The 24,095-nt window shown below is 71.8% G+C and carries 23 protein-coding genes; 11 read left to right on the forward strand and 12 right to left on the reverse strand.

Annotation, left to right across the window (positions count from 1 at the left end; all coding sequences use genetic code 11):
- On the forward strand, nt 1–986 hold a 986-nt coding region (locus ACIBJF_RS38840; protein WP_399181139.1), incomplete at its 5' end, for a zinc ribbon domain-containing protein.
- A gap of 10 nt (nt 987–996) precedes the next feature.
- On the opposite strand, the gene ACIBJF_RS38845 is transcribed toward ACIBJF_RS38840, so the two are convergent.
- The 7 genes from ACIBJF_RS38845 to mce form a co-directional block, all read right to left on the reverse strand.
- Nucleotides 997–1,881 carry an ABC transporter permease subunit gene (locus ACIBJF_RS38845; RefSeq protein WP_399181141.1) on the reverse strand — a complete coding sequence of 295 codons (885 nt, stop codon included), beginning with the start codon at nt 1,879–1,881 and terminating at the stop codon, nt 997–999.
- On the reverse strand, nt 1,878–3,209 hold the full coding sequence (locus ACIBJF_RS38850; protein WP_399181143.1) for an ABC transporter ATP-binding protein: 1,332 nt from the start codon (nt 3,207–3,209) through the stop codon (nt 1,878–1,880). The genes ACIBJF_RS38845 and ACIBJF_RS38850 overlap by 4 nt, the downstream gene beginning before the upstream one ends.
- Nucleotides 3,210–3,339: 130 nt before the next feature.
- Nucleotides 3,340–4,110, reverse strand: a complete 771-nt coding sequence (locus ACIBJF_RS38855; RefSeq protein WP_399181145.1) for an ABC transporter permease — start codon at nt 4,108–4,110, stop codon at nt 3,340–3,342.
- 5 nt (nt 4,111–4,115) lie between these two features.
- Nucleotides 4,116–5,069: an ABC transporter ATP-binding protein gene (locus tag ACIBJF_RS38860; protein ID WP_399181147.1), complete on the reverse strand. Its 954-nt coding sequence runs from the start codon at nt 5,067–5,069 to the stop codon at nt 4,116–4,118.
- A gap of 76 nt (nt 5,070–5,145) precedes the next feature.
- Nucleotides 5,146–6,081, reverse strand: coding sequence for a cellulose-binding protein (locus tag ACIBJF_RS38865; RefSeq protein WP_351800012.1), 936 nt, complete (start codon nt 6,079–6,081; stop codon nt 5,146–5,148).
- Between the two features lie 184 nt (nt 6,082–6,265).
- Nucleotides 6,266–10,147: a polarized growth protein Scy gene (gene scy, locus ACIBJF_RS38870; RefSeq protein ID WP_399181149.1), complete on the reverse strand. Its 3,882-nt coding sequence runs from the start codon at nt 10,145–10,147 to the stop codon at nt 6,266–6,268.
- A 206-nt stretch (nt 10,148–10,353) separates the two neighbouring features.
- The gene (gene mce, locus ACIBJF_RS38875; protein WP_351800017.1) at nt 10,354–10,794 is read right to left on the reverse strand and encodes a methylmalonyl-CoA epimerase; all 441 of its coding nucleotides are present in this window, start codon (nt 10,792–10,794) and stop codon (nt 10,354–10,356) included.
- A gap of 149 nt (nt 10,795–10,943) precedes the next feature.
- On the opposite strand from mce, the gene ACIBJF_RS38880 reads away from it, so the two are divergent.
- From ACIBJF_RS38880 to ACIBJF_RS38890, 3 genes are all read left to right on the forward strand, one after another.
- Nucleotides 10,944–12,143, forward strand: coding sequence for an acetyl-CoA C-acetyltransferase (locus tag ACIBJF_RS38880; RefSeq protein WP_399181151.1), 1,200 nt, complete (start codon nt 10,944–10,946; stop codon nt 12,141–12,143).
- Nucleotides 12,144–12,195: 52 nt separating this feature from the next.
- On the forward strand, nt 12,196–13,152 hold the full coding sequence (gene meaB, locus ACIBJF_RS38885; protein ID WP_399181153.1) for a methylmalonyl Co-A mutase-associated GTPase MeaB: 957 nt from the start codon (nt 12,196–12,198) through the stop codon (nt 13,150–13,152).
- Nucleotides 13,153–13,299: 147 nt separating this feature from the next.
- The gene (locus tag ACIBJF_RS38890) at nt 13,300–14,499 is read left to right on the forward strand and encodes an MFS transporter (protein ID WP_399181155.1); all 1,200 of its coding nucleotides are present in this window, start codon (nt 13,300–13,302) and stop codon (nt 14,497–14,499) included.
- 114 nt (nt 14,500–14,613) lie between these two features.
- Here ACIBJF_RS38890 and ACIBJF_RS38895 read toward each other — a convergent pair whose 3' ends face one another.
- The 4 genes from ACIBJF_RS38895 to ACIBJF_RS38910 form a co-directional block, all read right to left on the reverse strand.
- The gene (locus ACIBJF_RS38895; protein WP_071376406.1) at nt 14,614–15,090 is read right to left on the reverse strand and encodes a MarR family winged helix-turn-helix transcriptional regulator; all 477 of its coding nucleotides are present in this window, start codon (nt 15,088–15,090) and stop codon (nt 14,614–14,616) included.
- A gap of 92 nt (nt 15,091–15,182) precedes the next feature.
- A complete protein-coding gene (locus tag ACIBJF_RS38900; RefSeq protein ID WP_399181197.1) occupies nt 15,183–15,944 on the reverse strand; it encodes an AIM24 family protein in 762 nt (253 codons plus the stop codon).
- Between the two features lie 53 nt (nt 15,945–15,997).
- Nucleotides 15,998–16,648 (reverse strand): AIM24 family protein, encoded by a 651-nt coding sequence (locus tag ACIBJF_RS38905; RefSeq protein WP_399181158.1) that lies wholly within the window; start codon nt 16,646–16,648, stop codon nt 15,998–16,000.
- Nucleotides 16,649–16,650: 2 nt separating this feature from the next.
- On the reverse strand, nt 16,651–17,283 hold the full coding sequence (locus ACIBJF_RS38910) for an AIM24 family protein (RefSeq protein WP_351800234.1): 633 nt from the start codon (nt 17,281–17,283) through the stop codon (nt 16,651–16,653).
- A gap of 194 nt (nt 17,284–17,477) precedes the next feature.
- Between ACIBJF_RS38910 and ACIBJF_RS38915 the strand changes: the two genes are divergently transcribed.
- The 3 genes from ACIBJF_RS38915 to ACIBJF_RS38925 all read left to right on the forward strand — a co-directional run bounded on the left by ACIBJF_RS38915 (nt 17,478) and on the right by ACIBJF_RS38925 (nt 18,974).
- On the forward strand, nt 17,478–17,822 hold the full coding sequence (locus ACIBJF_RS38915) for a DUF3817 domain-containing protein (protein WP_356310293.1): 345 nt from the start codon (nt 17,478–17,480) through the stop codon (nt 17,820–17,822).
- Nucleotides 17,819–18,115 carry an MTH1187 family thiamine-binding protein gene (locus tag ACIBJF_RS38920; protein WP_399181160.1) on the forward strand — a complete coding sequence of 99 codons (297 nt, stop codon included), beginning with the start codon at nt 17,819–17,821 and terminating at the stop codon, nt 18,113–18,115. Before ACIBJF_RS38915 ends, ACIBJF_RS38920 begins: the two co-directional genes overlap by 4 nt.
- Before the next feature lie 100 nt (nt 18,116–18,215).
- Nucleotides 18,216–18,974 carry a hypothetical protein gene (locus ACIBJF_RS38925; RefSeq protein WP_399181162.1) on the forward strand — a complete coding sequence of 253 codons (759 nt, stop codon included), beginning with the start codon at nt 18,216–18,218 and terminating at the stop codon, nt 18,972–18,974.
- An 87-nt stretch (nt 18,975–19,061) separates the two neighbouring features.
- Here the strand turns inward: ACIBJF_RS38925 and ACIBJF_RS38930 are convergent, their stop codons facing one another.
- Nucleotides 19,062–20,048 (reverse strand): DUF5937 family protein, encoded by a 987-nt coding sequence (locus tag ACIBJF_RS38930; protein ID WP_399181164.1) that lies wholly within the window; start codon nt 20,046–20,048, stop codon nt 19,062–19,064.
- Between the two features lie 74 nt (nt 20,049–20,122).
- Between ACIBJF_RS38930 and ACIBJF_RS38935 the strand changes: the two genes are divergently transcribed.
- From ACIBJF_RS38935 to ACIBJF_RS38950, 4 genes are all read left to right on the forward strand, one after another.
- A complete protein-coding gene (locus tag ACIBJF_RS38935) occupies nt 20,123–21,361 on the forward strand; it encodes an MFS transporter (RefSeq protein ID WP_399181166.1) in 1,239 nt (412 codons plus the stop codon).
- Between the two features lie 22 nt (nt 21,362–21,383).
- A complete protein-coding gene (locus ACIBJF_RS38940; protein WP_365724213.1) occupies nt 21,384–21,893 on the forward strand; it encodes a MarR family transcriptional regulator in 510 nt (169 codons plus the stop codon).
- Nucleotides 21,894–21,936: 43 nt separating this feature from the next.
- Nucleotides 21,937–22,275, forward strand: a complete 339-nt coding sequence (locus tag ACIBJF_RS38945) for a DUF3817 domain-containing protein (RefSeq protein ID WP_351216123.1) — start codon at nt 21,937–21,939, stop codon at nt 22,273–22,275.
- Nucleotides 22,276–22,361: 86 nt separating this feature from the next.
- Nucleotides 22,362–24,062 carry a methylmalonyl-CoA mutase gene (locus tag ACIBJF_RS38950; protein WP_399181168.1) on the forward strand — a complete coding sequence of 567 codons (1,701 nt, stop codon included), beginning with the start codon at nt 22,362–22,364 and terminating at the stop codon, nt 24,060–24,062.
- Nucleotides 24,063–24,095 lie beyond the last annotated feature (33 nt).

The following is a 24,095-nucleotide window of genomic DNA, read 5'->3' on the forward strand; positions in this document are numbered from 1 at the left end:
CCGCCGGCGTGCTCGCCAAGCAGTACCGGCTCCGGCGGATCTCGGAGCGCCTGCACGCCAGGACCGGCCACTACGACCGGCTCGCCGACCCCGCCCTGAACGGCAAGAACGCCATCCTGGAGGAGGAGATCCGGCGCGTCTCGGCGCGCCGCTCGAACCTCAACGACGCCCTTGCCTGGGCCGCTGCCCGCTGGGCCGTGGACCAAGCCGTCGCGGCCGGGGCCACGGTCATCTACCTGGAAGACCTGCGGTCGATGGAAGCAGGCGGCATGGGCCGCACCCACAACACCCGCCTCTCGCAGACAGTGCGCGGGCAGATCACCGACCGCATGCGCCACCTCGCCGCCGAAGCCGGCATCGCCGTGGTCACCGTGCCGCCACAAAACACCTCCAAGCACTGCCCCCACTGCCTCACTGCGCTGCGGCATCGCAAGGCCCCCGACCGGCCCACCATGCCGGGCTGGAAGTGGGCCATCTGCCCCAGCCAGCAGTGCGGGTGGCAGGGCGACCGCGACCAAGGGGCCTGGCAGCGGATCGCGGCACGCGGTCTTGCCCACCAGACCAAGACCGTCGTGGACCGCCCAAGCGGCACCATGCTGATCCGCGCCGTGGTGGACACGATGGAGGCCAAGGCCGTCATCACCGCCGGCCCGAAGACCCACCGGACGGACCGGTCGAAGACCGGCCCCACCCGGCCACGAACCAACCGCCCCACGCCCAGGCGACGTGAGGTTCCCTCCCCGACCCGGCCCCTCGGCCGTGCCGGCCAGCGTCCGGAGGGACACGCACCAACGGACCGGACCCGGCTGCCCCGCGCAGCCCACCGGCACCAGGGCGTGACCACGATCAGCACACCCACCACCAGCCGACACCGGCCACGCGGAGCAGCACTGGGCGCGGGATTCCACCTCCACGCTCACGCATCCCCGCCCAGATGGGCAGAACCCTTGCCAGACCTTACGGTTCGCATAGGTCCACTTAGCTGATCAGAGACGCTCACACGTCCCGCTTCTCCAGCAGCGCGTACGCGCCGGCGAACGCGGCCGCCGAGAGGCCCAGCATGATCCACAGGGGGTCCCAGCCCGTGGGGCCGGAGCTGCTCAGGGAGTTGTCGTAGAAGCAGCTCATCTGGCTCGGGATGGAGTACTCCAGCAGCCACTCCCGCACCTTGGACAGCGACTGGGAGGCCATGAACAGGGCGATCACCAGGGGGGCCAGGACCGCGCCGATCATGATGGTGATGGCGCCCGCGGAGTGCCGGATGATCGAGCCGATGAGCAGCGAGAACAGCCCGAGCAGCGCGATGTAGAGGCTGATGCCGACGGTCGCCTTCAGCCAGTCGCCGCCGGAGGGCGTACGCGCGCCGCCGACGCCGTTCAGCATGGACGCGTGGATCATGGCCATGAGGCCGGACGTGGCCAGGGTGACGACGAAGGCGACGGCGAAGAACACGACCGACTTCGCGGCGAGCACCCGGCCCCGGCTCGGGCACGCGACCATCGTCGTGCGGATCATGCCGGTGCCGTACTCCGAGGCCGTGGTCAGCACGCCGAGCGTGATGATGCACATGCTGCCCAACAGCAGGCCGAAGAAGCCGAACTGGAGGGGGTTCTGGTCCGACAGGGTCTCCGGGCTGGAGTTGGACTTGACCACCGAGCCGGCCATCAGGCCGATGGCGAGGACGAGGACCACGAACACGCCGAGCGTCCACATCGTCGACCGCACCGACTTGATCTTGGTCCACTCGGAGGCCAGCGCGTGTCCGAGGTGGGTGCGCACGACCGGGATCGGCGAGGTGTAGGCGGGGTACGAGCCGCCGGGCGCCGCCTGCCAGTCGGGCGCGGCAGGGGCCTGCGGCATCGGGGGCTGGTGGGTGCTCATCGGGCGTCCTCGGGCTTGGTCAGGTCGGCGGGTGCGGTGGCCGGGGGAGCGGCGGCGGGCGCCTGCTGCGGCGCGGGCGGTGCGGGTGCGGCGGCGGCCGGGGCCGGAGCGCCGGGCTGGGCCTGCGAGGCGGCCGGAGCCGACGGCGCACCCGGCGCCTGGGCCTGCGGGGTCTGCTGGGCCGGCTGCGCGTACGGGTTGGGAGCACCGGGGCCCGGGGCGCCGGGAGTGCCGTAAGCCGCCGGCTGCGGGCCGCCGTACGGTCCCGCGGGTCCCTGGGGCATGGCGAACGGCTGGCCGCCCTGCTGGGGCGGCGGCGGGGCGTACCAGCCGGGCTGGCCCTGGCCGGGCACCGGCATGGGCGGCTGGGCGCCCGGCGGCAGCGGCTGCTGCAGGCCCGCCTTCTGGTCGACGGTCGAGCGGTAGTCGACGGCGCCCTGCGTCATCCGCATGTACGCCTCCTCCAGCGAGGCCTGGTGCGGCGACAGCTCCCACAGCCGGACGCCCGCCTCGTGCGCGAGGTCGCTGATCCGGGGCAGCGGCAGCCCGGTCACGCGCAGCGCGCCGTCCTGCTCCGGCAGCACATGGCCGCCCGCCTCGGTGAGCGTGGTGCTGAGCTTCTCGCGCAGCTGCGGCTCGGTGTCCGGGGTGCGCACCCGGGCGAAGTCGGCGGAGTTGGCCGAGATGAAGTCCCTCACGCTCATGTCGGCGAGCAGCTGGCCGCGCCCGATGACGATGAGGTGGTCGGCGGTCAGCGCCATCTCGCTCATCAGGTGCGAGGAGACGAAGACCGTACGGCCCTCGGCCGCCAGGGCCTTCATGAGGTTGCGGACCCAGAGGATGCCCTCGGGGTCGAGGCCGTTGACCGGCTCGTCGAACAGCAGCACCTGCGGGTCGCCGAGCAGCGCGGCGGCGATGCCGAGGCGCTGGCCCATGCCCAGCGAGAAGCCCTTGGAGCGCTTGCGCGCCACGTCCTGCAGGCCGACCACGCCGAGCACCTCGTCCACGCGGCGGGCCGGGATGCCCGACAGCTGGGCGAGGCTCAGCAGATGGTTGCGGGCGGTCCGGCCGCCGTGCACGGCCTTGGCGTCGAGCAGCGCGCCGACCTGGCGGGGCGCGTTGGGCAGCTTGCGGTACGGGTAGCCGCCGATCGTCACCGATCCGGACGTGGGGTTGTCCAGGCCGAGGATCATCCGCATGGTCGTCGACTTGCCCGAGCCGTTCGGCCCGAGGAAGCCGGTGACGGCACCCGGCCGCACCTGGAAGGAAAGGTTGTACACGGCGGTCTTGTCGCCGTAGCGCTTGGTCAGGCCGACAGCCTCGATCATGCTCCGCACCCATCGAAAGGTTCAGGACAGCGGGGACCCGCCCCCGTAAGGGTTAGGAGGATATCGAGGCGCTGACGGTTCCGCCCAAATGACGGTAAAGCCAGAACACTACGACGAGTGACCGGAACGTCTACTGCGCGTCCCTGCGCTTGAGGAGGGCGTACCCACCGGCGAGCGCCGCGATCACCCACAGCACCATGATCCCGAGCCCGCCCCAGGGCCCGTACGGCGTGTCGTCGGCCGTCGGGACCACCTGCATGATCCGGCTGCCCGCCTGGTCCGGCAGGAACCGGCCGATCTTCTTCGTGGCGTCGACGTTGCCGAGGATGTTGGAGATCAGGAAGAAGAACGGCATCAGGATGCCGAGCGACAGCATCGGCGAGCGCAGCATCGCGGCGACGCCCATGGAGAACATCGCGATCAGCGTCATATAGAGCCCGCCGCCGATGACCGCGCGCAGCACGCCCGGGTCGCCGAGCCGCGCCCCGTGCGGGCCGAGCATCGCCTGGCCGAGGAAGAACGCGGCGAAGCTCGTGGCCATGCCGACCACCAGGGCGAGCGCGCCGGCCACCGCGATCTTGCCGAACAGGAAGGTGGCGCGCTGCGGTACGGCGGCCAGCGAGACCCGGATCATGCCGGTGCTGTACTCGTTGGAGACGACCAGCACACCGAACACGATCATGGCGAGCTGGCCCAGGCTCATGCCCGCGAAGCTGACATAGGTCGGATCGAACGACAGCCGGTCCTGCACCGTCATCGAGTCGAACTGGTTCCGGGAGAGCGCGGAGATGAGCATTCCGAGGGCAATCGTGACCACCACGGCCAGCGACAGTGTCCACACCGTGGACGCCACCGACCGGATCTTGGTCCATTCGGACCGGATGACCTTCACCGCTGCCATGGACGTCAGGCTCCCTTCCAGTCGGCGCCCCAGTCCCGCGGGGAGCCCCCGGGCCCTGAGTGCGCGTGGTATTCCACGGCCTGCGCCGTCAGCTGCATGAACGCCTCCTCCAGCGAGGCCTGCCGGGGGCTCAGCTCGTGCAGCACGATCCCGTACCGCGCCGCCACTTCACCGATCCGCTCGGCCTTGCCACCCTCCACCTCCAGTGCGCCCCCGCCCGCCTCCACGACGGTGATCCCGTCCTCGTGCAGCAGATCGAGCAGCCGCTCGCGCTGCGGAGAGCGGATCCGGACGTAACTGCGCGCGTACTGCCGGATGAAGTCGGCCATGGACGTGTCCGCGAGCAGCCGCCCCTGGCCGATGACGACGAGATGATCGGCGGTCAGCGCCATCTCGCTCATCAGATGGCTGGAGACGAACACCGTCCGCCCCTGCGCGGCCAGCGATTTCATCAGGTTCCGGATCCAGTGGATGCCCTCCGGGTCCAGCCCGTTGACCGGCTCGTCGAACATCAGGATCCGCGGATCCCCGAGCAGCGCCGCCGCGATCCCCAGCCGCTGCCCCATGCCGTACGAGAACCCCTTGGCCTTCTTCCGCGCCACGGCGGTGAGCCCGACGGTGTCCAGCACCTGCGCCACCCGGGATCGCGGGATCCCGTTGCTCTGCGCGAGACACAGCAGATGGTTGTAGGCGCTGCGCCCGCCGTGCACGGCCTTGGCGTCCAGCAGCGCGCCGATGTACGTCAGCGGGTCCTTGAGCTGGTCGTAGTGCCTGCCGTCGATCCGGACGTCGCCGGCGGTGGGGTGATCGAGTCCGAGGATCATCCGCATGGTGGTGGACTTCCCGGCCCCGTTGGGCCCGAGGAACCCGGTGACGATGCCAGGTCTGACCGAGAAGGTGAGTCCGTCGACCGCCACCTTCTCGCCGTAGCGTTTGGTCAGCCCCTCCAGCTCGATCATGCCGCCACGCTAAAACGGCACGAAGCCCCCTGCCACTTGAAGGCAGGGGGCTTCGCAAGCGCACCGAGGGGGCGGGTTACCGGGTCTGCTGCGCCGGCACCCCACGGGAAATGGGCTCGTCGTCGCCGGGCGTGCCCGCGGCAGCGACAGCCGCACCGGTCAGCGTCGCCAGCATCTCCCGGACGTTGGTCAGCTGGGCGTTGATCGAGTCGCGGCGGTTGGTCAGCGCGGCGAGCTCGCGCTCGGATTCCGAGCGGATCCGGTCGGCCTTGGCGTTGGCGTCGGCCACGATGTCCTCGGCCTGGCGCTGGGCCGTCTCCACCGTCTGGCGGGCGCGGCGCTCGGCGTCGGTGCGCAGCTTCTCGGCCTCCAGGCGCAGCTGCTCGGCGCGGTGCTCGATCTCCGCCAGCCGCTTCTCGGCCTTCTGCTGACGCGAGGCCAGGTCGCGCTCGGACTGCTCGCGGCGCTTGGCGAGGTTCGTCTCGAAGTCGGCGGCGGCCTGCGCGGCCTTGGCGCGGGTCTCCTCGAAGAGGGCGTCCGCCTCCTCGCGCTTGGACTGCGCGTCCTTCTGGGCCTCGGAACGCAGCTGGGCGGCTTCGCCCTTCGCCTTCTCGACGATCCGGACGCCCTCGTCCTCGGCCTTGGCCTTGCGCTCGGCGGCGTAGGACTCGGCGTCGTTGCGCACCTGCTGGGCCGCGGACTCGGCGAGGTCGCGGTGCTGTTCGGCCGCCCGCCGGGCCTCCTCACGCAGCTCCTTGGCCTCTTCCTCGGCCAGGCGCAGGATCTTCTCGACCCGGGCACCGAGACCCGCGTACGACGGCTCGGCGTCGGTGACCTGGGCCTGGGCGTTCTGCGTCTCGAGGTGGAGCTCCTCGATGCGCTTCTCCAGGGCGGTGATGCGGGCGAGAGCGCTGTCACGGTCGGAGACGAGCTTGGAGATACGTTCGTCCACCTGAGCGCGGTCGTACCCACGCCGCACAAGCTCGAAGCCGTAGGGGGAAGTGTCGCTCATGGGGTTCCTGTCAATGAGACCGGTGAGGTGATAGGTGGAATCCTAGGGGCCGAAGCGGTGTGTCATCGAGCGGATACGTGTTTGATCCGGAGAATGACACCTCTTTTGGGTGGCTGACCGCCGGACGGCTTGCCAACCGACTCGGGCAAAAGCCCCCAGACGCTACCGGAACGCACCGTTCACACTAGCCGTCTGACGACTTGCCACCCGATCGGGGGGCTCCCACCGTCGCGCCGGCCTTGACCGAGCCCTCCTTGCCGGCCGTCGGGGCCTCGAAGGACTCCAGCGCCTCCAGGACGTCCTGGACGCGTGAAATCTCCGCGTTGATGTCCTCGCGCCTGCGCACCAGGAGCTCCAGCTCGCGCTTGCCCTCCTCGACCGTGCGCCGGGCCTCGCGGATCGCCTCGGCCTTGAGCTCCTCGGCCTCCCTGACGAGGCTGGCCTTCTTCTGCTCGGCCTCCTTGAGCAGCCCCTCCGCCTTCTTGACGGCGGCGATGCGCACCTTGCCCGCCTCGGAGTTCGCCTCCGACACCAGCTCCTTGGCCTTCGCCTCCGCCTTGGCCAGCTGCTCCTCGGCGGCCTTGATCAGGGCGTCGCAGCGGTCGCCGGTGGACTTCATGGTCTCGGCGGCCTCGCGCCGGGCCCGCTCGTGCAGCTCCTCGATCTCGGTGGTGATGCGGTCGCGCAGCTCCTCCGCGCGCTCCCTGATCGCGGTCGCGTCCCGGCGGGCACCGACCAGCAGCTCGTCGGCGTCCGTGCGGGCCTTCTCCACCAGCGAATTGCCCTCGATCGTGGCCTCGGAGACGATCCGCTCGGCCTCGCTGCGGGCCGCGCCGACCATCGTGTCGGCCTGCGACTCGGCGTCCGCCGTGGTCTTCAGCGCCTGCTCCTGTGCCTCGCTGAGCAGCTTGTCGACCTCGGCCGTGGTCTCGGTGATGAGCGTGTCGACCTGCTCGGCCGCCTCCGAACGCCGCTTGTTGGCGTCCTTGCGGGCCTCGTCCAGAGTCCGCTCGGCCTCCTCGCGGGCGGAGTTGAGGAGCCGTTCGGCCGCCTCCTCCGCGTCCGCCCTGAGCTGCTCGGCCTCCGCCCGCACCCGCTTGGCGTGCGCCTGCGCCGAGCCGACCGTCTCGGCGGCCTCCGCGCGCAGCCGTTCGGCCTCGCCGGTGGCGTCCCCGATGAGCTGCTCGGCGGCCGCCAGGGCCTCCGCGCGCACCCGCTCGGCCTCGGCGGCGGTCTCCGTCTGCAGCCGCTCGGCCTCCGCGATCGTCTCGGTCTGCAGCCGCTCGGCCTCGTTACGGGCCTCGGTGATGAGGGTGTCCGCCTGCGTCGCCGCGTCCGAGCGGATCCGGTTGGCGTCCTCGCGGGCGTCCGCGCGGGTACGGGCGGCGGCCTGGTCGGCCTCGGCGAGCGCGTCCGAGGCCTCGCTACGCGCCCGCTGGGCATACTCGCCGGCGTCCGAGCGCAGCCGCTCGGCCTCCTCCATCGCCTCCGCGACCGTACGCTCGGCCAGCGCCCTTGCGGCCTCCGACTCCTCGTTCGCCTCGCGCCGGATCCGCGCGGCGTCCTCGCTCGCCCGCTCCCGCTCGGCGTAGGCGTCGGCGCGGACCCGGTCCGCCTCCTCCTCGGCCTCCCGCCGCGTACGGTCCGCCGCGTGCTCGGCGGCCGAACGCAGCCCGGCGATCTCCTCCTGCGCCTGCTCGTGCAGCCCGGCGACGGAGTCCCGCACCTGCTGGGCGTGCTGCTCGGCGGCCGACACCATCTCGGTGGCGCGCCGGTCGGCCTCCTCGACCAGCCGGGTCGCCTCGGCCTGCGCCTCCTCCACGCGCCCCCGCGCTACGGCCAGCAGCTCCTCGCTCTGCTCGCGGGCCCGCTCGCGCTCCTGGTCGGCCTCGGCCCGCGCGGAACCGAGGGTCTCCTCGGCCTCACGGCGGCGCCGGACGGCCTCCTCCTGGGCGGCGGCCAGCGTCTCGGACGCCTCGGTGCCGAGCCGCTCCGCGGCGGCCTGCGCCTCCGCGCGCACCCGGTCGGCGGTGTCCTGGGCCTCCGCCTTCAGCCGCTCGGCCTCGGCGGCGGCCTCCGAGCGCAGCCGTACGGCGACGGCCTCGCCCTCGGCGCGCGAGGCGGACGCGTCGGACGCGGCCTCGGTGCGCAGCCGGTCGGCCTCGGCCTCGGCCTGCTGCTGAAGCGTGCGGATCCGGTCGGCCGCCTCGGCGCGCAGCCGCTCGGTCTCCTCGGCGGCCTCGCGGCGGATCCGGGCGGCCTCCTCACGGGCCTCCGTCAGCGCCTGCTCGGCCGACTCCAGCCGGTCCCGCGTCTCGGTCTGCAGCCGGGTCAGCTCCCCAGCGGCCTCGGCGCGGCGGGCCTCGACGGCGCGCTCGGTCTCCTCGCGCAGCTCGCGCGCGGCCGTCTCGGCGCCCGCCTTGACCGACTCGGCCTGCTCGTCGGCCTCGGCGCGCAGCCGCTCGGCCTCCTTGCGGGCCCGGTCCAGGGTCTCCTCGGCCTGCCGGCGCAGGCTGGTGGCCCGCTCGATGGCCTCGGTGCGGACCTTCTCGCTGTCGGTGGTCGCGGTCTGCCGCAGCTCGTCGGCGTCCGCCTTGGCCTTGGCCAGCAGCTCCTCGGCGGACCTGGCCGCCTCCTCGATCTGCGCGACCGCCTCCCGGCGGGCCTCCGCGCGGATCGACTCGCCCTCGGCGACCGCGTCGGCGCGCAGCTGCTCGGCCTCGCCGCGCAGCCGGCGGGCCTCCTCCTGCAGCCCGACCGTCTTGGCGCGGTACTCCTTGGTGTCGTCCTTCGCCGCGCCCTTGAGCTGCTCGGCGATGTCGTGCGCCTCGGCGCGCAGCCGGTCCGCCTCGGCCTCCGCCTCGGTGCGGATCCGCTCGGCCTCCTCGGCGGCTGCCTTGGTGGTGCGCTTGGCCTCCTCGGAGGCCTTGTTGAGCACGTCCTCGGCGGTCCTGGCCGCCTTCGACAGCTGGGTCGCGCTCTCCTCGGCGGTGACCGTGCGGGCCTTCTCGGCGGCCTCGGCGACGATCTTCTCGGCCTCGGCACGGGCGTCCGCGACCAGCTGCTCGGCCTCGGTCCTGGTCTGCTCGGCCTCCTTGGTGGCCTCCTCGACCAGCCGGGCGACCTGCTCCTTCGCCGTACGCGTGCGCGCCTCGCCCGCGGCCTCGGCGTTCGCGAGGGTCTTGGCGGCGGCCTGTTCGGCCTCCGTCTGCAGCTTCTCGGCCTCCGCCTGCGCCTTGCGCAGCGCCTCCTCGGCCGCCGCCATCCGCTCCTCGGCGGCCCGGCTCAGCTCGGCGGCCTGCCGGCGGGCGGAGTCCGACTCGCCGGCCGCGTCGGTGCGCAGCCGCTCGGCGTGGTCGGTGGCCTCCTGGGCCTGCGTGGAGGCGGCGTTCAGCAGCCGCTCGGCGTCCGTGCGGGCGCGGCGCAGGAGCTGCTCGGCCTCCGCGCAGGCCGCCTCGGCGTCGCTCTGCAGCCGCTCGCGGGCCTCCCGGGTCAGCCGCTCGGCCTCCGCGCGGGCGGCGGCCATCGCCTGCTCGGCCTCGGCGCGGGACTCGTCCAGCAGGCGGCGGGCCTGCTGCTCGGTGCGGGCGCGCAGCTGCTCGGCCCACGCCACGTTCTCGTTGACGTGCGACTCGACGGTGGCGCGGCGCTCGGCGAGCTCCTGGTCGAGCTGCTGGCGCCGGGTCACCGCCTCCTGGTGCAGCTCCGCCTGGAGCCGGGCGGCCTGCTCGGCGTGCTCCTGCAGGATCCGCTGGGTCTGCGCGCGGGCCTGGCTCAGCTCCCGCTCGGCGTCCTGGCGCAGCTGATCGGCCTGCATCTGGGCATTGCGGAGCAGCTGCTCGGCCTGATAGCCGATGTCACCGCCGTCGAAGGCGGGCCGGGTCATCAGGGTGCGGCGCGCCTCGTGCAGCTTGGCGCGCAGCACCTCGACCTGGTAGCCGAGGTCCTCGGCGTGCTGGATCGCCTTTTCCCGCTCGGTCTTCAGCCGCTTCATCTCGGCCTCGAACCGAGAGAGGTGGTCGACGTCAGCCGCCGGCTCTCGCTCCTGGCTCTCGTAGCCCCGCACTGCGCGGTCCCATCCGTCCCCTGGTCAGCTTCTCCAACGAGCTCCGTCCATCCGCCGAACGGGGCCCCCGGGGAATGGTGTCAGATCAACGGCGGAGCACGGGCTGCTGCCCCGACGCTCGTCCCCCGAAACCCGGACCCCGGAACGGTCGTCCCCCGCTTTCGGGGACGACCGCCCCCAACCCTACCGGCCCATATGTACGGGGGTCAGTGCTCAGGGGACTCAACAGGGGCCGAAGTGACCAGTTCTGTGAGCACGCCATGGCAATCCTTGGGGTGCAGGAAGGTGATCCGCGACCCCATGGAGCCGCGTCGTGGCTCGTCGTAGAGCACGCGCACGCCCTTCTGGCGGATGTCCGCGGCGTCCCCGTCCACGTCCGCCGTGCCGAAGGCGATGTGGTGGACGCCCTCGCCGTTCTTCGCCAGCCACTTGCCGACCGCGGAGTCCTCGCGGGTCGGCTCGAGCAGCTGGAGGTAGGAGGCGCCGCCGTCCGAGGTCTCGTTGATCTTGAGCATGGCCTCGCGCACGCCCTGCTCCTCGTTGACCTCGGTGTGGAACACCTCGAAGCCGTAGGTGGCCTGGTAGAACTCGACGGTCGCGTCGAGGTCGTGGCAGGCGATCCCGATGTGGTCGATTCGCGTCAGCATGGATTCAGTGCAGCGCCACGGCCGTGGTTACGCAACGTGCGAGCGATCACACTGACAGGCCGATGACGGCACGGAGTGCCATCAGTACATTCGAAGTAAACCCTCGTTCACTCCTCGGCCTGGGCAGGCCGGTAAGGGGATCGCAGCTCATGCCTTCTGGAACGAACAGCTCGGTGATCGTCGCGGGTGCGCGCACCCCCATGGGACGACTGCTCGGCTCGCTCAAGTCCTTCTCCGGAGCCGACCTCGGCGGCTTCGCGATCAAGGCCGCCCTCGACCGTGCGGGGATCGGCGGCGACCAGGTGCAGTACGTGATCATGGGCCAGGTACTCCAGGCGGGTGCCGGACAGATCCCGGCCCGCCAGGCCGCCGTGAAGGCCGGCATCCCGATGAACGTCCCGGCGCTCACCATCAACAAGGTGTGCCTCTCCGGCCTCGACGCCATCGCCCTCGCCGACCAGCTGATCCGCGCCGGCGAGTTCGACATCGTCGTGGCCGGCGGCCAGGAGTCCATGACCAACGCCCCGCACCTGCTGCCGAAGTCCCGCGAGGGCTTCAAGTACGGCGCGGTCCAGATGGTCGACGCCATGGCCCACGACGGCCTGACCGACTCCTTCGAGGGCATCGCCATGGGCGAGTCCACGGAGAAGCACAACACCCGCCTCGGCCTCGGCCGCGCCGAGCAGGACGAGATCGCCGCCCTGTCCCACCAGCGGGCCGCCGCCGCGCAGAAGAACGGCCTGTTCGAGGCCGAGATCACCCCGGTGGAGATCCCGCAGCGCAAGGGCGACCCGGTCCTGTTCAGCAAGGACGAGGGCATCCGCGGCGACACCACGGTCGAGTCCCTGGGCAAGCTGCGCCCGGCCTTCAGCAAGGAGGGCACGATCACCGCCGGCTCGTCCTCCCAGATCTCCGACGGCGCGGCCGCCGTGGTCGTGATGAGCAAGGCCAAGGCCGAGGAGCTGGGCCTGAGCTGGCTCGCCGAGATCGGCGCGCACGGCAACGTGGCGGGCCCGGACAACAGCCTGCAGTCGCAGCCGTCCAACGCGATCCTGCAGGCCCTCAAGAAGGAGGGCCTGGAGGTCTCCGACCTCGACCTCATCGAGATCAACGAGGCCTTCGCCGCGGTCGCCGTGCAGTCAATGAAGGACCTCGGCGTGTCCACGGAAAAGGTGAACGTCAACGGCGGCGCGATCGCACTGGGCCACCCGATCGGCATGTCCGGCGCCCGGCTCGTCCTCCACCTGGCCCTCGAGCTCAAGCGGCGCGGCGGCGGCACCGGCGCGGCCGCGCTGTGCGGTGGCGGCGGCCAGGGTGACGCGCTGATCGTGCGGGTACCGAAGGCGTAGGCATTCTCGTACTACGCGTCCGATACGTCTGTGAACTGAACGGAGCTGTTTGATGCAGGACGTCTCCTCTCTGGTGGCCCAGGCCAGGGAAGGCCGGCCGCGGGCCGTGGCCCGGCTGATCTCCCTCGTGGAGGGGGCGTCCCCGCAGCTCAGGGAGGTCATGGCGGCCCTGGCCCCGCTGACCGGCAACGCCTATGTGGTCGGTCTGACGGGCTCCCCGGGTGTCGGCAAGTCGACCTCCACCTCCGCGCTCGTCACGGCGTACCGCAAGCAGGGCAAGCGGGTCGGCGTCCTGGCCGTCGACCCGTCCTCGCCGTTCTCCGGCGGCGCCCTGCTCGGCGACCGCGTCCGCATGTCGGAGCACGCCTCCGACCCGGGCGTCTACATCCGCTCCATGGCCACCCGGGGCCACCTGGGCGGCCTGGCCTGGGCGGCGCCGCAGGCGATCCGCGTGCTGGACGCGGCGGGCTGCGACGTGGTCCTGGTCGAGACGGTCGGCGTAGGCCAGTCGGAGGTCGAGATCGCCTCCCAGGCGGACACCAGCGTGGTGCTGCTGGCCCCGGGCATGGGCGACGGCATCCAGGCGGCGAAGGCGGGCATCCTGGAGATCGGCGACGTGTACGTCGTCAACAAGGCGGACCGGGACGGCGCCGACGCCACGGCCCGCGAACTGAACCACATGCTGGGCCTCGGCGAGTCCCGCGGCCCCGGCGACTGGCGCCCGCCGATCGTGAAGACGGTCGCGGCCCGCGCCCAGGGCGTCGACGAGGTGGTGGAGGCCCTGGAGAAGCACCGCGCGTGGATGGAGGAGCGCGGTGTCCTCGCGGAGCGCCGCAAGGCCCGAGCGGCCCGCGAGGTGGAGACCATCGCGGTGACGGCCCTGCGCGAACGCATCGGCGACCTGCACGGCGACCGCCGCCTCAGCGCGCTCGCGGAGCGCATCGTCGCGGGGCAACTGGATCCCTACCGCGCGGCGGACGAGCTGGTGGCGGGCCTGACGCAGGGCTGAGCGGGTCGCCAACCCCGCGAGAGCGCTGGTAAGTTGACGGGCATGTTCCTCACCTTGGCGTAGAGCGCACACCGGACGCGAGGCCGACTTCAAGGCCCTCGCGCCCCTCGGTGTCCCCTCTTCCGCCTCCACCAGAGGAACATCAGCATGTCCACGCATGCCCCTGCGCGGCCCTCGTACGCCGCCGTACTGCGCCTGCCGCACGCGCGCCGCACCTTCGCCGCCGCCCTCACCGCCCGACTGTCCTACGGCACGGTCTCCCTGGCGGCGCTGCTCTCCGTCACCCGGGCCACCGGCTCCTACGCCGTCTCCGGCGCCGTGCTCTCCCTGTTCGGCGCCGCCACGGTCTTCCTGATGCCGTTCAGGGCGGCCTTGATCGACCGGCACGGGGCGCGCAGGGCCCTGCTGCCCATGTCCGTGCTCTACGGCGCCCTGCTGTGCCTCCTGGCCGCCCTGACCTGGCGCCCCGGAGCACCGCCGCAGGCCGTCGCCGCAGCGGCGGCCCTCGCGGGCGCGTGTGCGCCTCCGCTGGGGCCGACCATGCGCGCGGTGTGGGCCGCACTGGCCCCCGGGCCGGGCATGCTGGCCCGCGCCTACAGCCTGGACGGCGTCGCCGAGGAACTGCTGTACGTCTCCGGTCCGGTCCTGGTCGGCGTGCTCACCGGCTGGGCCCCGCCGGCTGCCGGGATCCTGCTGAGCGCGCTGCTGATCGTGGGCGGTACCTGCGTCTTCGTCACATCCCCGGCGATGCCCGGCCCCCGCGGCGCCGCCCCGGGGACGAGGCGCGGCACCCTCTCCGGCCTGTCGGCGCCGGTCGCCGTGGCCACGGGTGTGGGACTGGCTCTCAGCGCAGTGGAGCTGCTGGTGATGGCCTTCGCCGCGCGGCGTTCGTACGACACCGCCGTGGTGCCCTGGGTGCTGGGCGCGCTCTCGGCGGGCAGTGCGGTGGGCGGGCTGGTCAACGGAGCGGTCCGCTGGCGGGCGCCGGCCCGGGTCCGCCTGTGCTGGTTCGCGCTGTCCCTCGGGCTGGTGGTCGCGGTGGCGGGCCTGGCGCCCGGGCTGTGGACCCTCGCCGGGGTCATGGGACTCGCCGGAGCGTTCATCGCCCCCGCCCTCACGACGGCGTACCTCGTGGTCGACGAGGCGGCACCCGAGGGCGCCCGCACCCAGGCGAGCGCCTGGGTCAATACCGGGGTGAACGCGGGGAGTTCGGCGGGGGCGATGGTGACGGGGGCGCTGATCGGACGGGTGCCCCTGGGGGTGTGTTTCGTGCTGGCGGGAGCGGTGGCCGTGCTGCCCGCCGCGGCGGTGTGCCGCCGTCGCCGGGCGCGGGTCTCCGGTGGCTGATCGCTCCCCCACTCTCGACTTCGCTCGAGCGGGGGGACCCCCATCGCGGCGAAGCCGCACGTCGACACAGCCCCGCGCCCCTTGCGGGGCGCGGGCGCGGTTCCCCCGGCAGGGTCAGGGACGCCCCCGCTGCCCCCTCAGATGCTCGGCGATCGGCTTCAGGGCCTTGTCCAGTTCCGTCAACGCCTCCGGCGAGAGCAGATCGATGAAGTGCCGGCGCACGGATGCGACGTGGTGGGGTGCCACCTTCTTCATCGTCTCCATGCCATGCTCGGTGAGCACGGCGTACAACCCCCGCCGATCGGACTCGCAGTTCTCACGGCGCACCAGGTTCGCGTTCTCCATCCGCGTGATCTGGTGCGACAGCCGGCTCTTGGACTGCAGGGTCGCCGAGGCGAGGTCGCTCATCCGCATGCGTACGTCGTCCGACTCGGACAGGTTCACGAGGATCTCGTAGTCGTTCATAGTCAGGCCGAACGGCTGCAGATCCTTCTCCAGCTGGTACGTCAACAGCCTGTTGACCTCCAGGTGGGTGCGCCAGGCGCACTGCTCCGCATCGGTCAGCCAGCGCGTGGCCGTCTCGGTCTCCATGAATGAAGTCTACCTAAGAAGTTGAATGGCGAACTACTTGGGATGGTGTGACTATGCGCACGCGTTCGATGTCACCCTCCGCAGACTACCGCTCACAGCCCGAAGCGGCGCTGGAGGTCTCCCAGCTGTCCGGGAAGGCGCGGTCCCTCCGATGGTTGCCGACCGTGTCCGCCCGGTGCCGCTCCGCCACCCCCGGGTACCCCCGGTTCGGACGGCACGACACCCGTCGCCGTCTCCTCCATGAGGGCCTCCGTCGACTGCAACAGGACGGTTCCGGCGCCCACGAACTCGAACTGGTGCTCCTCCCCGGATACCCCGCCGAGGCCCGTCATCGCACGTAGACCGCCCAGTACACCCGTCAGATAGCCGTGGTCGTAGTGATGGCACGGCGACGGGCAGTCGGCCCACCCGACGAGCGCCTGCGGGTCGACCCGGATCGGAGGTTCCATGAACACCACCGGACCGTTAGATGCGGCGACGAACTTTCCGGTTCCGATGAGGGTCAGAAAACCCGGCACGATCGATTGCTTGAGCGCGAGACTTGGCTGAAAAGCGAGCAGGTTGCCCGCGCGAATGGTCAGGTTCCCGTCGTCCAGGTCGTAGGAGTTGACGTCGAAGGCCCGGTCGGCCAGCAGCATCTTGCCCGAGCCCGTCGCCACGACCCAGTCGCTCGCGTGCAGTGGCGAATGGAACGAGGTGCGGACAAGTCGGTCGAGTCGGCCGTGCCCGATGCCGTTGAACTCGATCGCCCCGTAGTAGGCGATCATCTTCCCCTTCTGCAGGAACCACTGCCCGCTCTTGAGCTCGACGCAGAACGTGTAGCTGTTCACGTTGTCGTCGGCGGGCAGCGTCATCGGGTCGTACACCACCGGGCCGCCCGGGGTGCCGTACGTGCCTGCGTACGCGCTCACAGCTTCTCCTCCGACGCCTGGACGTACACCGTGCCGTTGCCGCTCAGCTCCAGATGGAAGGCCTCACCGGAGCCGCGGCCCACCATCTCGCGCCAGCCGAGCGCGGTGGACAGCTTGTTGCGGACCTCGCCGTGGTGGGCGACGTAGGCCTGCGGGTCGACGTGCACCGGGCGCTGGGGGGTGATCGGGAGCTCGAAGACGCCGCCGTGCGCCATCACGGCGACCGAGCCCTGGCCCTGGAGGGTGGTGGTGAACAGGCCCTGCCCGGTGACCTGGCCCCGGACCAGGCCCATCACGCCGCCCTGCGAGCCCATGAACATCGTGCCCTGCCGGAGCGTGCCCTCGAAGGCGAGCAGGCGGTCGGCCTCGACGTAGAGGGTGTCGCCGGTGAGGTGGATGACGTGGACGTGGTGGCCGCCGTGCCCGAAGAAGACGGTGCCGCTGCCCTCGACGGTCATCAGCGGGGTCGCCTCGCCCGTCACCCGGCGCCCGATCATGGACATCAGCCCGCCCTGGCCGCCCTGGATGTTCGGGGTGAAGGACACGTCACCCTTGTAGGCGAGCATCGCCCCGCGCTGACTGAACAGCCGCTGCCCGGGCAGCACGGTCGCCTCGACCATCTTCGAGTTGATCTCCCGGAACGCCATGGCTACAGATCCCCCGCGATCGTGTTCCGCTCGCTCGGCTGCACGTACACCAGCCCGTCGCCCTCGAAGCGGATCTGGAAGGCCTCGCCGCCGCCCTCCCCGAAGAACGTGCGGAACGTCACTCCGGACTGGAAGGACTGCCGGACGTCACCCTGGTGGGCGATGTAGGCACCCGGGTCGACGATCAGCGGGTACTGCGGGCTGACCCGGAGCACCACCGCCGGCCCGTCGGACATGATCGCCGCCTGCCCGTGCCCCTCGACGGTCGTCGTGAACAGGCCGTTGCCCTGCGAGGCGCCGCGCAGCCCCGTGAACGTCGTGCCCGTACGCAGCCCCGCGTCGGTCGCCAGCAGGTTGCTCGACTCCACGTACAGCTTGTCGCCCTGGAGGCCGACCAGGTTGATCTCCGAGGCTCGGTCCGCGAACCAGCACGTGCCGTGCCCCTTCACCTCCATCACCGTCATCTGCTCGCCGGTGAGCCGCCGGGTCACCATCCCGCGCAGCCCCTCCCCGCCACCACTCAGCTTCTTGAAGCTCATCTGCCCGTCGTACGCGACCATCGAGCCGTTCTTCGCCTTCACGGCGTCCCCGGTCATGTCGACGGCGAGCACCTTGCTGCCCTGAAGTCGGAACATCGCCACGGAGCGAAAGTAGCGGCGCCGAGGGTGGACGGAACAGGGCCCGTGGGTGGACACCGACCCTGAGCTGACCCCTAGGGCCGCGGTTTGCTTCAATGGTGGAACGCTTGTGCGTGCGTTCACAAACGGCAGCCCGCCACCGACGGACCGTAACCGCAGACCGTCGCGAACACTCCCACCGAAGGTGATCCGTGGACATCAAGACCGCCACCGCCCTCCGCCGCCTCCGCCTGGTCTCGGCCCCGGAGGCCGTGTCCTTCCTGGTCCTCCTCGTCTGCTCGGTACTGAAGCGGACCACGGACTTCAACGCGGTCCCCGTCATGGGCGCGGTCCACGGCGTCCTGTTCATCCTGTACGTGATCTTCTGGGCGGACGCCTGGAACCGCGCCAAGTGGCCGCTGAGGACGGGTCTCCTCTACTTCGTCCTCTCGGTGCTGCCCACCGGCGGCTTCTTCGCCGAGCGCAAGCTGCGCCGCGAGGCCGAGGACGCCGTCATCGCGGCCCGCGCCCGCAAGGAAGGAGTCGTGAACGCATGATCGTCGCCTTCTCCGTGACGCCGCTGGGCGTCGGCGAGGACGTGGGGGAGTACGTCGCCGACGCCGTCCGCGTGGTCCGCGAGTCGGGCCTGCCCAACCGCACCGACGCGATGTTCACCTCCATCGAGGGCGAGACCTGGGACGAGGTCATGGACGTCGTGAGGCGCGCCGTCGCCGCCGTGGAGGCACGCGCCCCGCGCGTGTCGCTCGTCCTCAAGGCCGACATCCGCCCCGGCGTGACCGACGGACTGACCTCCAAGGTCGAGACCGTCGAGCGGCACCTGGCGCAGTAGTCGGCCCCCTTTTGAGCGGTCGCCCAGGGAGGTGTACGTTCCCCTCCTGATCATCCGAGCGATCGCTCGACTTCGCGTTCTGGCCTGGGGGAACAACACCATGGGTCTCTACCGGGAGACACACATACGCGCCGACCTCGACGAGCTGTGGGCGCGCACCCAGGACCCCGCCACGCGCCTGCGCTGGGACCTCCGCTTCAGGTCCATCGCCCCCCTGCCGGGCGTGCCGGGCGAGCCCCGGCGCTTCACCTGCGCCTGGCGCGTGCTGCCGCTCCTCACCGTGCCCGGCACCGGCGTCGCCGCCGGCGAGAGGGACCGCCCCGACGGCACGCGCGTGTGCGCCCTGCGTTTCTCCTCCTCGCACCCGCTCTCCCCGATCGCCGAGGCGAGCGCCTACTGGCGTTACGTGCCCGACGCGCAGGGCGTGCGCCTGCTCACCGGGTACGCGTACCGCGCCCGCGGGGGCGCGTTCGGGGCGCTCGCGGACCGCCTGGTGCTGCGGCCGCTGACCGGCTGGGCCACGGGGTGGTCGTTCGACCGGCTCCGGTTGTGGCTGGAGCGCGGGATCACTCCCGAGCGGGCCCTGGTCAACTGGATCGTCGAGCTGGTGGTCCGTGCGCTCGTCCTCACGGTGTGTCTGACCGGGCTGGGGCTGGAGTCGCTGCTGCGGCTCTTCGGGTCCTTCGCCGACACCGTGGCCTATCTGTGCCCGCTGGTGCTGGTGCTCGCCGGGTCGCTCGCGGTCCTCAAGGCGCCGCTGGCCGGGACGCCCGCCGCCCGGCGGTGTCTGCGGGCGCCGGTCACCCAGGCGCGTACGCCGCGGGTGCTGCGCCGGCTGGAGGCGGTTCCGGTCACGTGAGGGGTGGGGGCGCTGCGGGGTGCGGATGCGCCGTGGCTGGTCGCGCCCACGCGGCGGAGCCGCATAGCGATACAGCCCCGCGCCCCTTCAGGCCGGCTGTCCTGCCGTCAGTGCCATGCCCAGCGGTGTCCGTTCGTACAGGACCTGGTGGCCGTAACGGCGCGCCGTCAGCAGGCCCGCCTCGCGTAGCACCGCCAAGTGGGCCGACACCGACGACGGCGCCAGCCCCAGCCGGTGGGCCAGGGCCGTGGTGGTCGCCGGTTCGTCCAGCGCGGTCAGCACCTCGGCCCGGTTGCGGCCCAGCAGCCGTACCAAGGCCTTGGGCGTCCGTCCGCCCGACTCCGTCCACAGGCCGGCGATCCCCCGGGCCGGGTAGACCAGCGTCGGCTGCCACGGGGGCTCGAAGCCGGTGACCACGTCGGGCCACGAGAACACGCTCGGCATCAGCACGAGTCCCTGGCCGGCCAGGGCGCGGGCGTGCTCGCCGTGCCCCGCGAGCGTCAGCGTGCGGCCGTCCCAGGACAGGCGGGTGTCCAGCTCGGGCAGCAGCGTGCCGAGGCCCACCTCGGCCAGGCGGCGGGAGTGGAAGGCCACGTCCGCCTCCAGCAGCGCCCGCAGCCGGGGCCAGTCCGGGGCGATCAGCACCCGCCAGGCCTCCTCCACGGCGTCCGCCAGCTCCTGGACCATCCGGGCCGGGTCCGCGAGCCAGGCGCGGCCCTGGGGCGACTCCGGCGCGCCGGGTGTGCAGGCCAGGGAGAGGGCGGTGTCCTCGCGGGCCGCTTCCGGATCGGACGCCCGTACGGCCGCGATCTCCTCCTCGAACGTGGCGGCCGGCCCGAGCGGCGGCGCCCCGAGCCAGTCCGGCGCGTGCCCCCGCCGGGGCATCAGCAGCCACAGCGGGGCCAGGTCGAGCCCGGCCGCCGCCTGTCTGATCCGCCGCAGCCAGGGCGCCTGATAGGCGTGCCGGTCGGGCCGTTTCAGCGTCCGCACCGCCTCGTGCGTCTCCCACAGCGGGGAGATCGCGAACCGGCAGCGCAGGAAGTCGTCGTCGCCGAAGTGCAGCCGCGACGGCATACGCACCCCCTCGAAGATTCGGCTGGAGCCGAAACTCTACGGCTGCCGGTGCGTCCCCGGGCACGCTGACCGCCATGTCCGCACCCACCCAGGCCGCCCCGGCGTCCGCCGGCTACGGCCGTGTCTTCGCCGTGCCCGAGTTCCGGGCCGTCTTCGCCGCGCACATCCTGTCCATGCTCGGCGTGATCGTCAGCGAGATCGCGCTCTCCGTCCTCGTCTACGACCTCACCCGCTCGCCCCTGCTGAGCGCGCTCACCTTCGCGCTGGGCTTCCTGCCGTACGCCGTCGGCGGCACCCTGCTCGCGCCCGTCGCCGACCGCTTCCCGGCCCGGCGCGTGCTGGTCGTCTGCGATGCGGTGTGCGCCTGCTGTGTGGCCCTGATGACGGCTCCGGGCACCGGCATCGGGCTGCTGCTCGCGCTGCGCTGCGCGCTCGCCGTCGTCTCGCCGGTGTTCGCCGGCACCCGCATGGCCACGCTGGCCGACGTCCTCGGCGAGGGCGACCTGTTCGTGCTCGGCCGCTCCCTGCTGCGGATCGTCGCCCAGAGCGCCCTGCTCGTGGGCTACGGCCTCGGCGGTCTGCTGCTGACCGCCGTCAGCCCGCGCCACGCCCTGCTGATCACCGTCGGCACCTTCCTCGCCTCCGCCACACTGCTGCGCTGCGGCACCCGGCACCGCCCCGCCCGCGCGCGCCAGGGCGCGGACACTGCGTCCGGCCCGCGCGCGCGGCTGACCGGCCGCCGCGTGCGCGTCCTGCTGCTCGTGTTCTGGATCCCGGCGGCGTTCTCGGTCGTACCCGAGGCGCTGGCGGCGCCGTACGCCGACGAGCTGGGCAGCGGCTCGGCGGGCCTCGGGCTGCTGATGTGCGCGCTGCCCGTCGGCACGGTGGCCGGCGAACTGTTCGCCGGCGCCAGGCTGGGGCCCAGGGCGCGCGAACGCATCGCCCTCCCGTTGCTGTGCCTGACCCTGCTGCCGTACCTCGGCTTCGCCCTGCGCCCCGGACTGGCCGCCTCCCTGGTGCTCCTGCTGCTGTCCGGGGCCGGGTCGGCGTACACGCTGGGCCTGGACCAGTGGTTCGTGCGGGCCGTGCCGGAGGAGCTGCGCGGGCGGGCCATGACCGTGCTGCACGCCGGCCTGATGACCGTGCAGGGCGTCGGCATGGCGCTGGCCGGTGTGGCGGCGCAGACGGTGGGGGTGCGTACGGCGGTGGCCGGGGCCGGAGTGGCGGGTGTGCTGTGCTGTTGCGCACTGGCCGTCGCGGCCCGGCAGACCGGGAAGCGACCGAAAGCCGAGACGGGGCTGACCGGAATATGACCGGCCGGTAGGGTCTGATGACGTGCCGAAGCCACTCAGCCTCCCCTTCGACCCCATCGCCCGTGCCGACGAGCTCTGGAAGCAGCGCTGGGGAAACGTGCCGTCCATGGCCGCGATCACCTCGATCATGCGGGCCCAGCAGATCCTGCTCGCCGAGGTGGACGCGGTGGTCAAGCCGTACGGGCTGACGTTCGCGCGGTACGAGGCCCTGGTGCTGCTCACCTTCTCCAAGGCCGGCGAGCTGCCCATGTCCAAGATCGGCGAGCGGCTGATGGTGCATCCCACCTCGGTGACGAACACCGTGGACCGGCTGGTGAAGTCCGGGCTGGTCGCCAAGCGGCCCAACCCCAACGACGGCCGCGGCACCCTCGCCGTCATCACCGACAAGGGCCGCGAGGTGGTCGACGCGGCCACCCGCGACCTGATGGCGATGGACTTCGGACTCGGGGTGTACGACGCGGAGGAGTGCGCGGAGATCTTCGCGATGCTCCGCCCGCTGCGCATCGCGGCGCACGACTTCGCGGACGAGTGACCCCGGGCAAGATCTCCCGGAACGGGTGGTTACGCTCGTTGGCATGAAGAAGAGCGTGCTGACCCGCTACCGCGTCATGGCCTACACCACCGGTGTCCTGCTGGTCCTGCTGTGCCTGAGCATGATCGCGAAGTACGGGCTGGACATCAGCGGTGCCGCCGACGTCACCCGGGTCGTCGCCATCGCCCACGGCTGGCTGTACGTCGTCTACCTGGTCGTCGCCTTCGACCTGGGCTCCAAGACGAAGATGCCGATCGGCAAGCAGCTGTGGGTGCTGCTCGCGGGGACGATCCCGACGGCCGCCTTCTTCGTCGAGCGCAGGATCAGCCGCGAGCTGGAGGCCAAGGTCGCCGACCAGGCCCCGGCCGTCGCCAAGGCGTAGAGGCGACCTTAGTCACACCGCCGTACGGGCCCCGTACGGCGGTCAGCCATCGACATTTACTAGGACGTCCAAGTAAATTCGATGGTATGGACGCTCACGCCATCGAGGAGGGCCGCCGGCGCTGGCAGGCCCGCTACGACGCCGCGCGCAAGCGCGACGCAGACTTCACCACGCTCTCCGGCGATCCCGTGGAGCCGGTGTACGGGCCCCGACCGGGCGACACGTACGAGGGATTCGAGCGGATCGGCTGGCCCGGGGAGTACCCCTTCACGCGCGGGCTCCATCCGACCGGCTACCGCGGGCGTACCTGGACCATTCGGCAGTTCGCCGGGTTCGGCAACGCCGAGCAGACCAACGAGCGGTACAAGATGATCCTGGCCGCCGGTGGCGGCGGTCTGTCCGTGGCCTTCGACATGCCCACCCTCATGGGGCGCGACTCCGACGACCCCCGCTCGCTCGGCGAGGTCGGGCACTGCGGGGTCGCCATCGACTCCGCCGCCGACATGGAGGTCCTGTTCAAGGACATCCCGCTCGGCGACGTCACCACCTCCATGACCATCAGCGGGCCCGCCGTGCCCGTCTTCTGCATGTACCTGGTCGCCGCCGAGCGCCAGGGCGTGGACCCGTCGGTCCTCAACGGCACGCTCCAGACCGACATCTTCAAGGAGTACATCGCGCAGAAGGAGTGGCTCTTCCAGCCCGAGCCGCATCTGCGCCTGATCGGCGACCTCATGGAGTACTGCGCCGCCGGCATCCCCGCCTACAAGCCGTTGTCCGTGTCCGGCTACCACATCCGTGAGGCCGGTGCGACGGCCGCGCAGGAGCTGGCGTACACGCTGGCCGACGGCTTCGGGTACGTCGAGCTGGGGCTCAGCCGGGGCCTGGACGTGGACGTCTTCGCGCCCGGCCTGTCCTTCTTCTTCGACGCGCACGTCGATTTCTTCGAGGAGATCGCCAAGTTCCGTGCCTCGCGCCGGATCTGGGCGCGCTGGATGCGCGACGTGTACGGCGCGAAGAGCGAGAAGGCGCAGTGGCTTCGGTTCCACACGCAGACCGCCGGTGTGTCGCTGACGGCCCAGCAGCCGTACAACAACGTCGTCCGTACGGCCGTGGAGGCGCTGGCGGCCGTCCTCGGCGGGACGAACTCGCTGCACACCAACGCGCTCGACGAGACCCTCGCGCTGCCCAGCGAGCAGGCCGCCGAGATCGCGCTGCGCACCCAGCAGGTGCTGATGGAGGAGACCGGGGTCGCCAATGTGGCGGACCCGCTGGGCGGTTCGTGGTACGTCGAGCAGCTGACGGACCGGATCGAGGCCGACGCGGAGAAGATCTTCGACCAGATCAAGGAGCGGGGCCTGCGGGCCCACCCGGACGGGCAGCACCCGATCGGGCCGGTCACCTCCGGGATCCTGCGCGGGATCGAGGACGGCTGGTTCACCGGCGAGATCGCCGAGTCCGCCTTCCGCTACCAGCAGGCGCTGGAGAAGGGCGACAAGAAGGTCGTCGGCGTCAACGTCCACACCGGGTCCGTCACCGGGGATCTGGAGATCCTGCGGGTCAGCCACGAAGTGGAGCGGGAGCAGGTACGGGTGCTCTCCGAGCGGAAGGCGGCGCGGGACGAGGCCGCGGTGCGCTCCGCGCTGGAGGCGATGCTGAGTGCAGCGCGGGACGGCTCCAACATGATCGAGCCGATGCTGGACGCGGTGCGGGCCGAGGCGACGCTCGGCGAGATCTGCGGGGTGCTGCGGGACGAGTGGGGCGTCTACACGGAGCCCGCCGGCTTCTAGGCGCCCGGCGCCGTCCTCGGCCGGGACGGGCGC

The sequence above is a fragment of the Streptomyces sp. NPDC050743 genome (assembly GCF_044456925.1).
GTDB lineage: Bacteria > Actinomycetota > Actinomycetes > Streptomycetales > Streptomycetaceae > Streptomyces.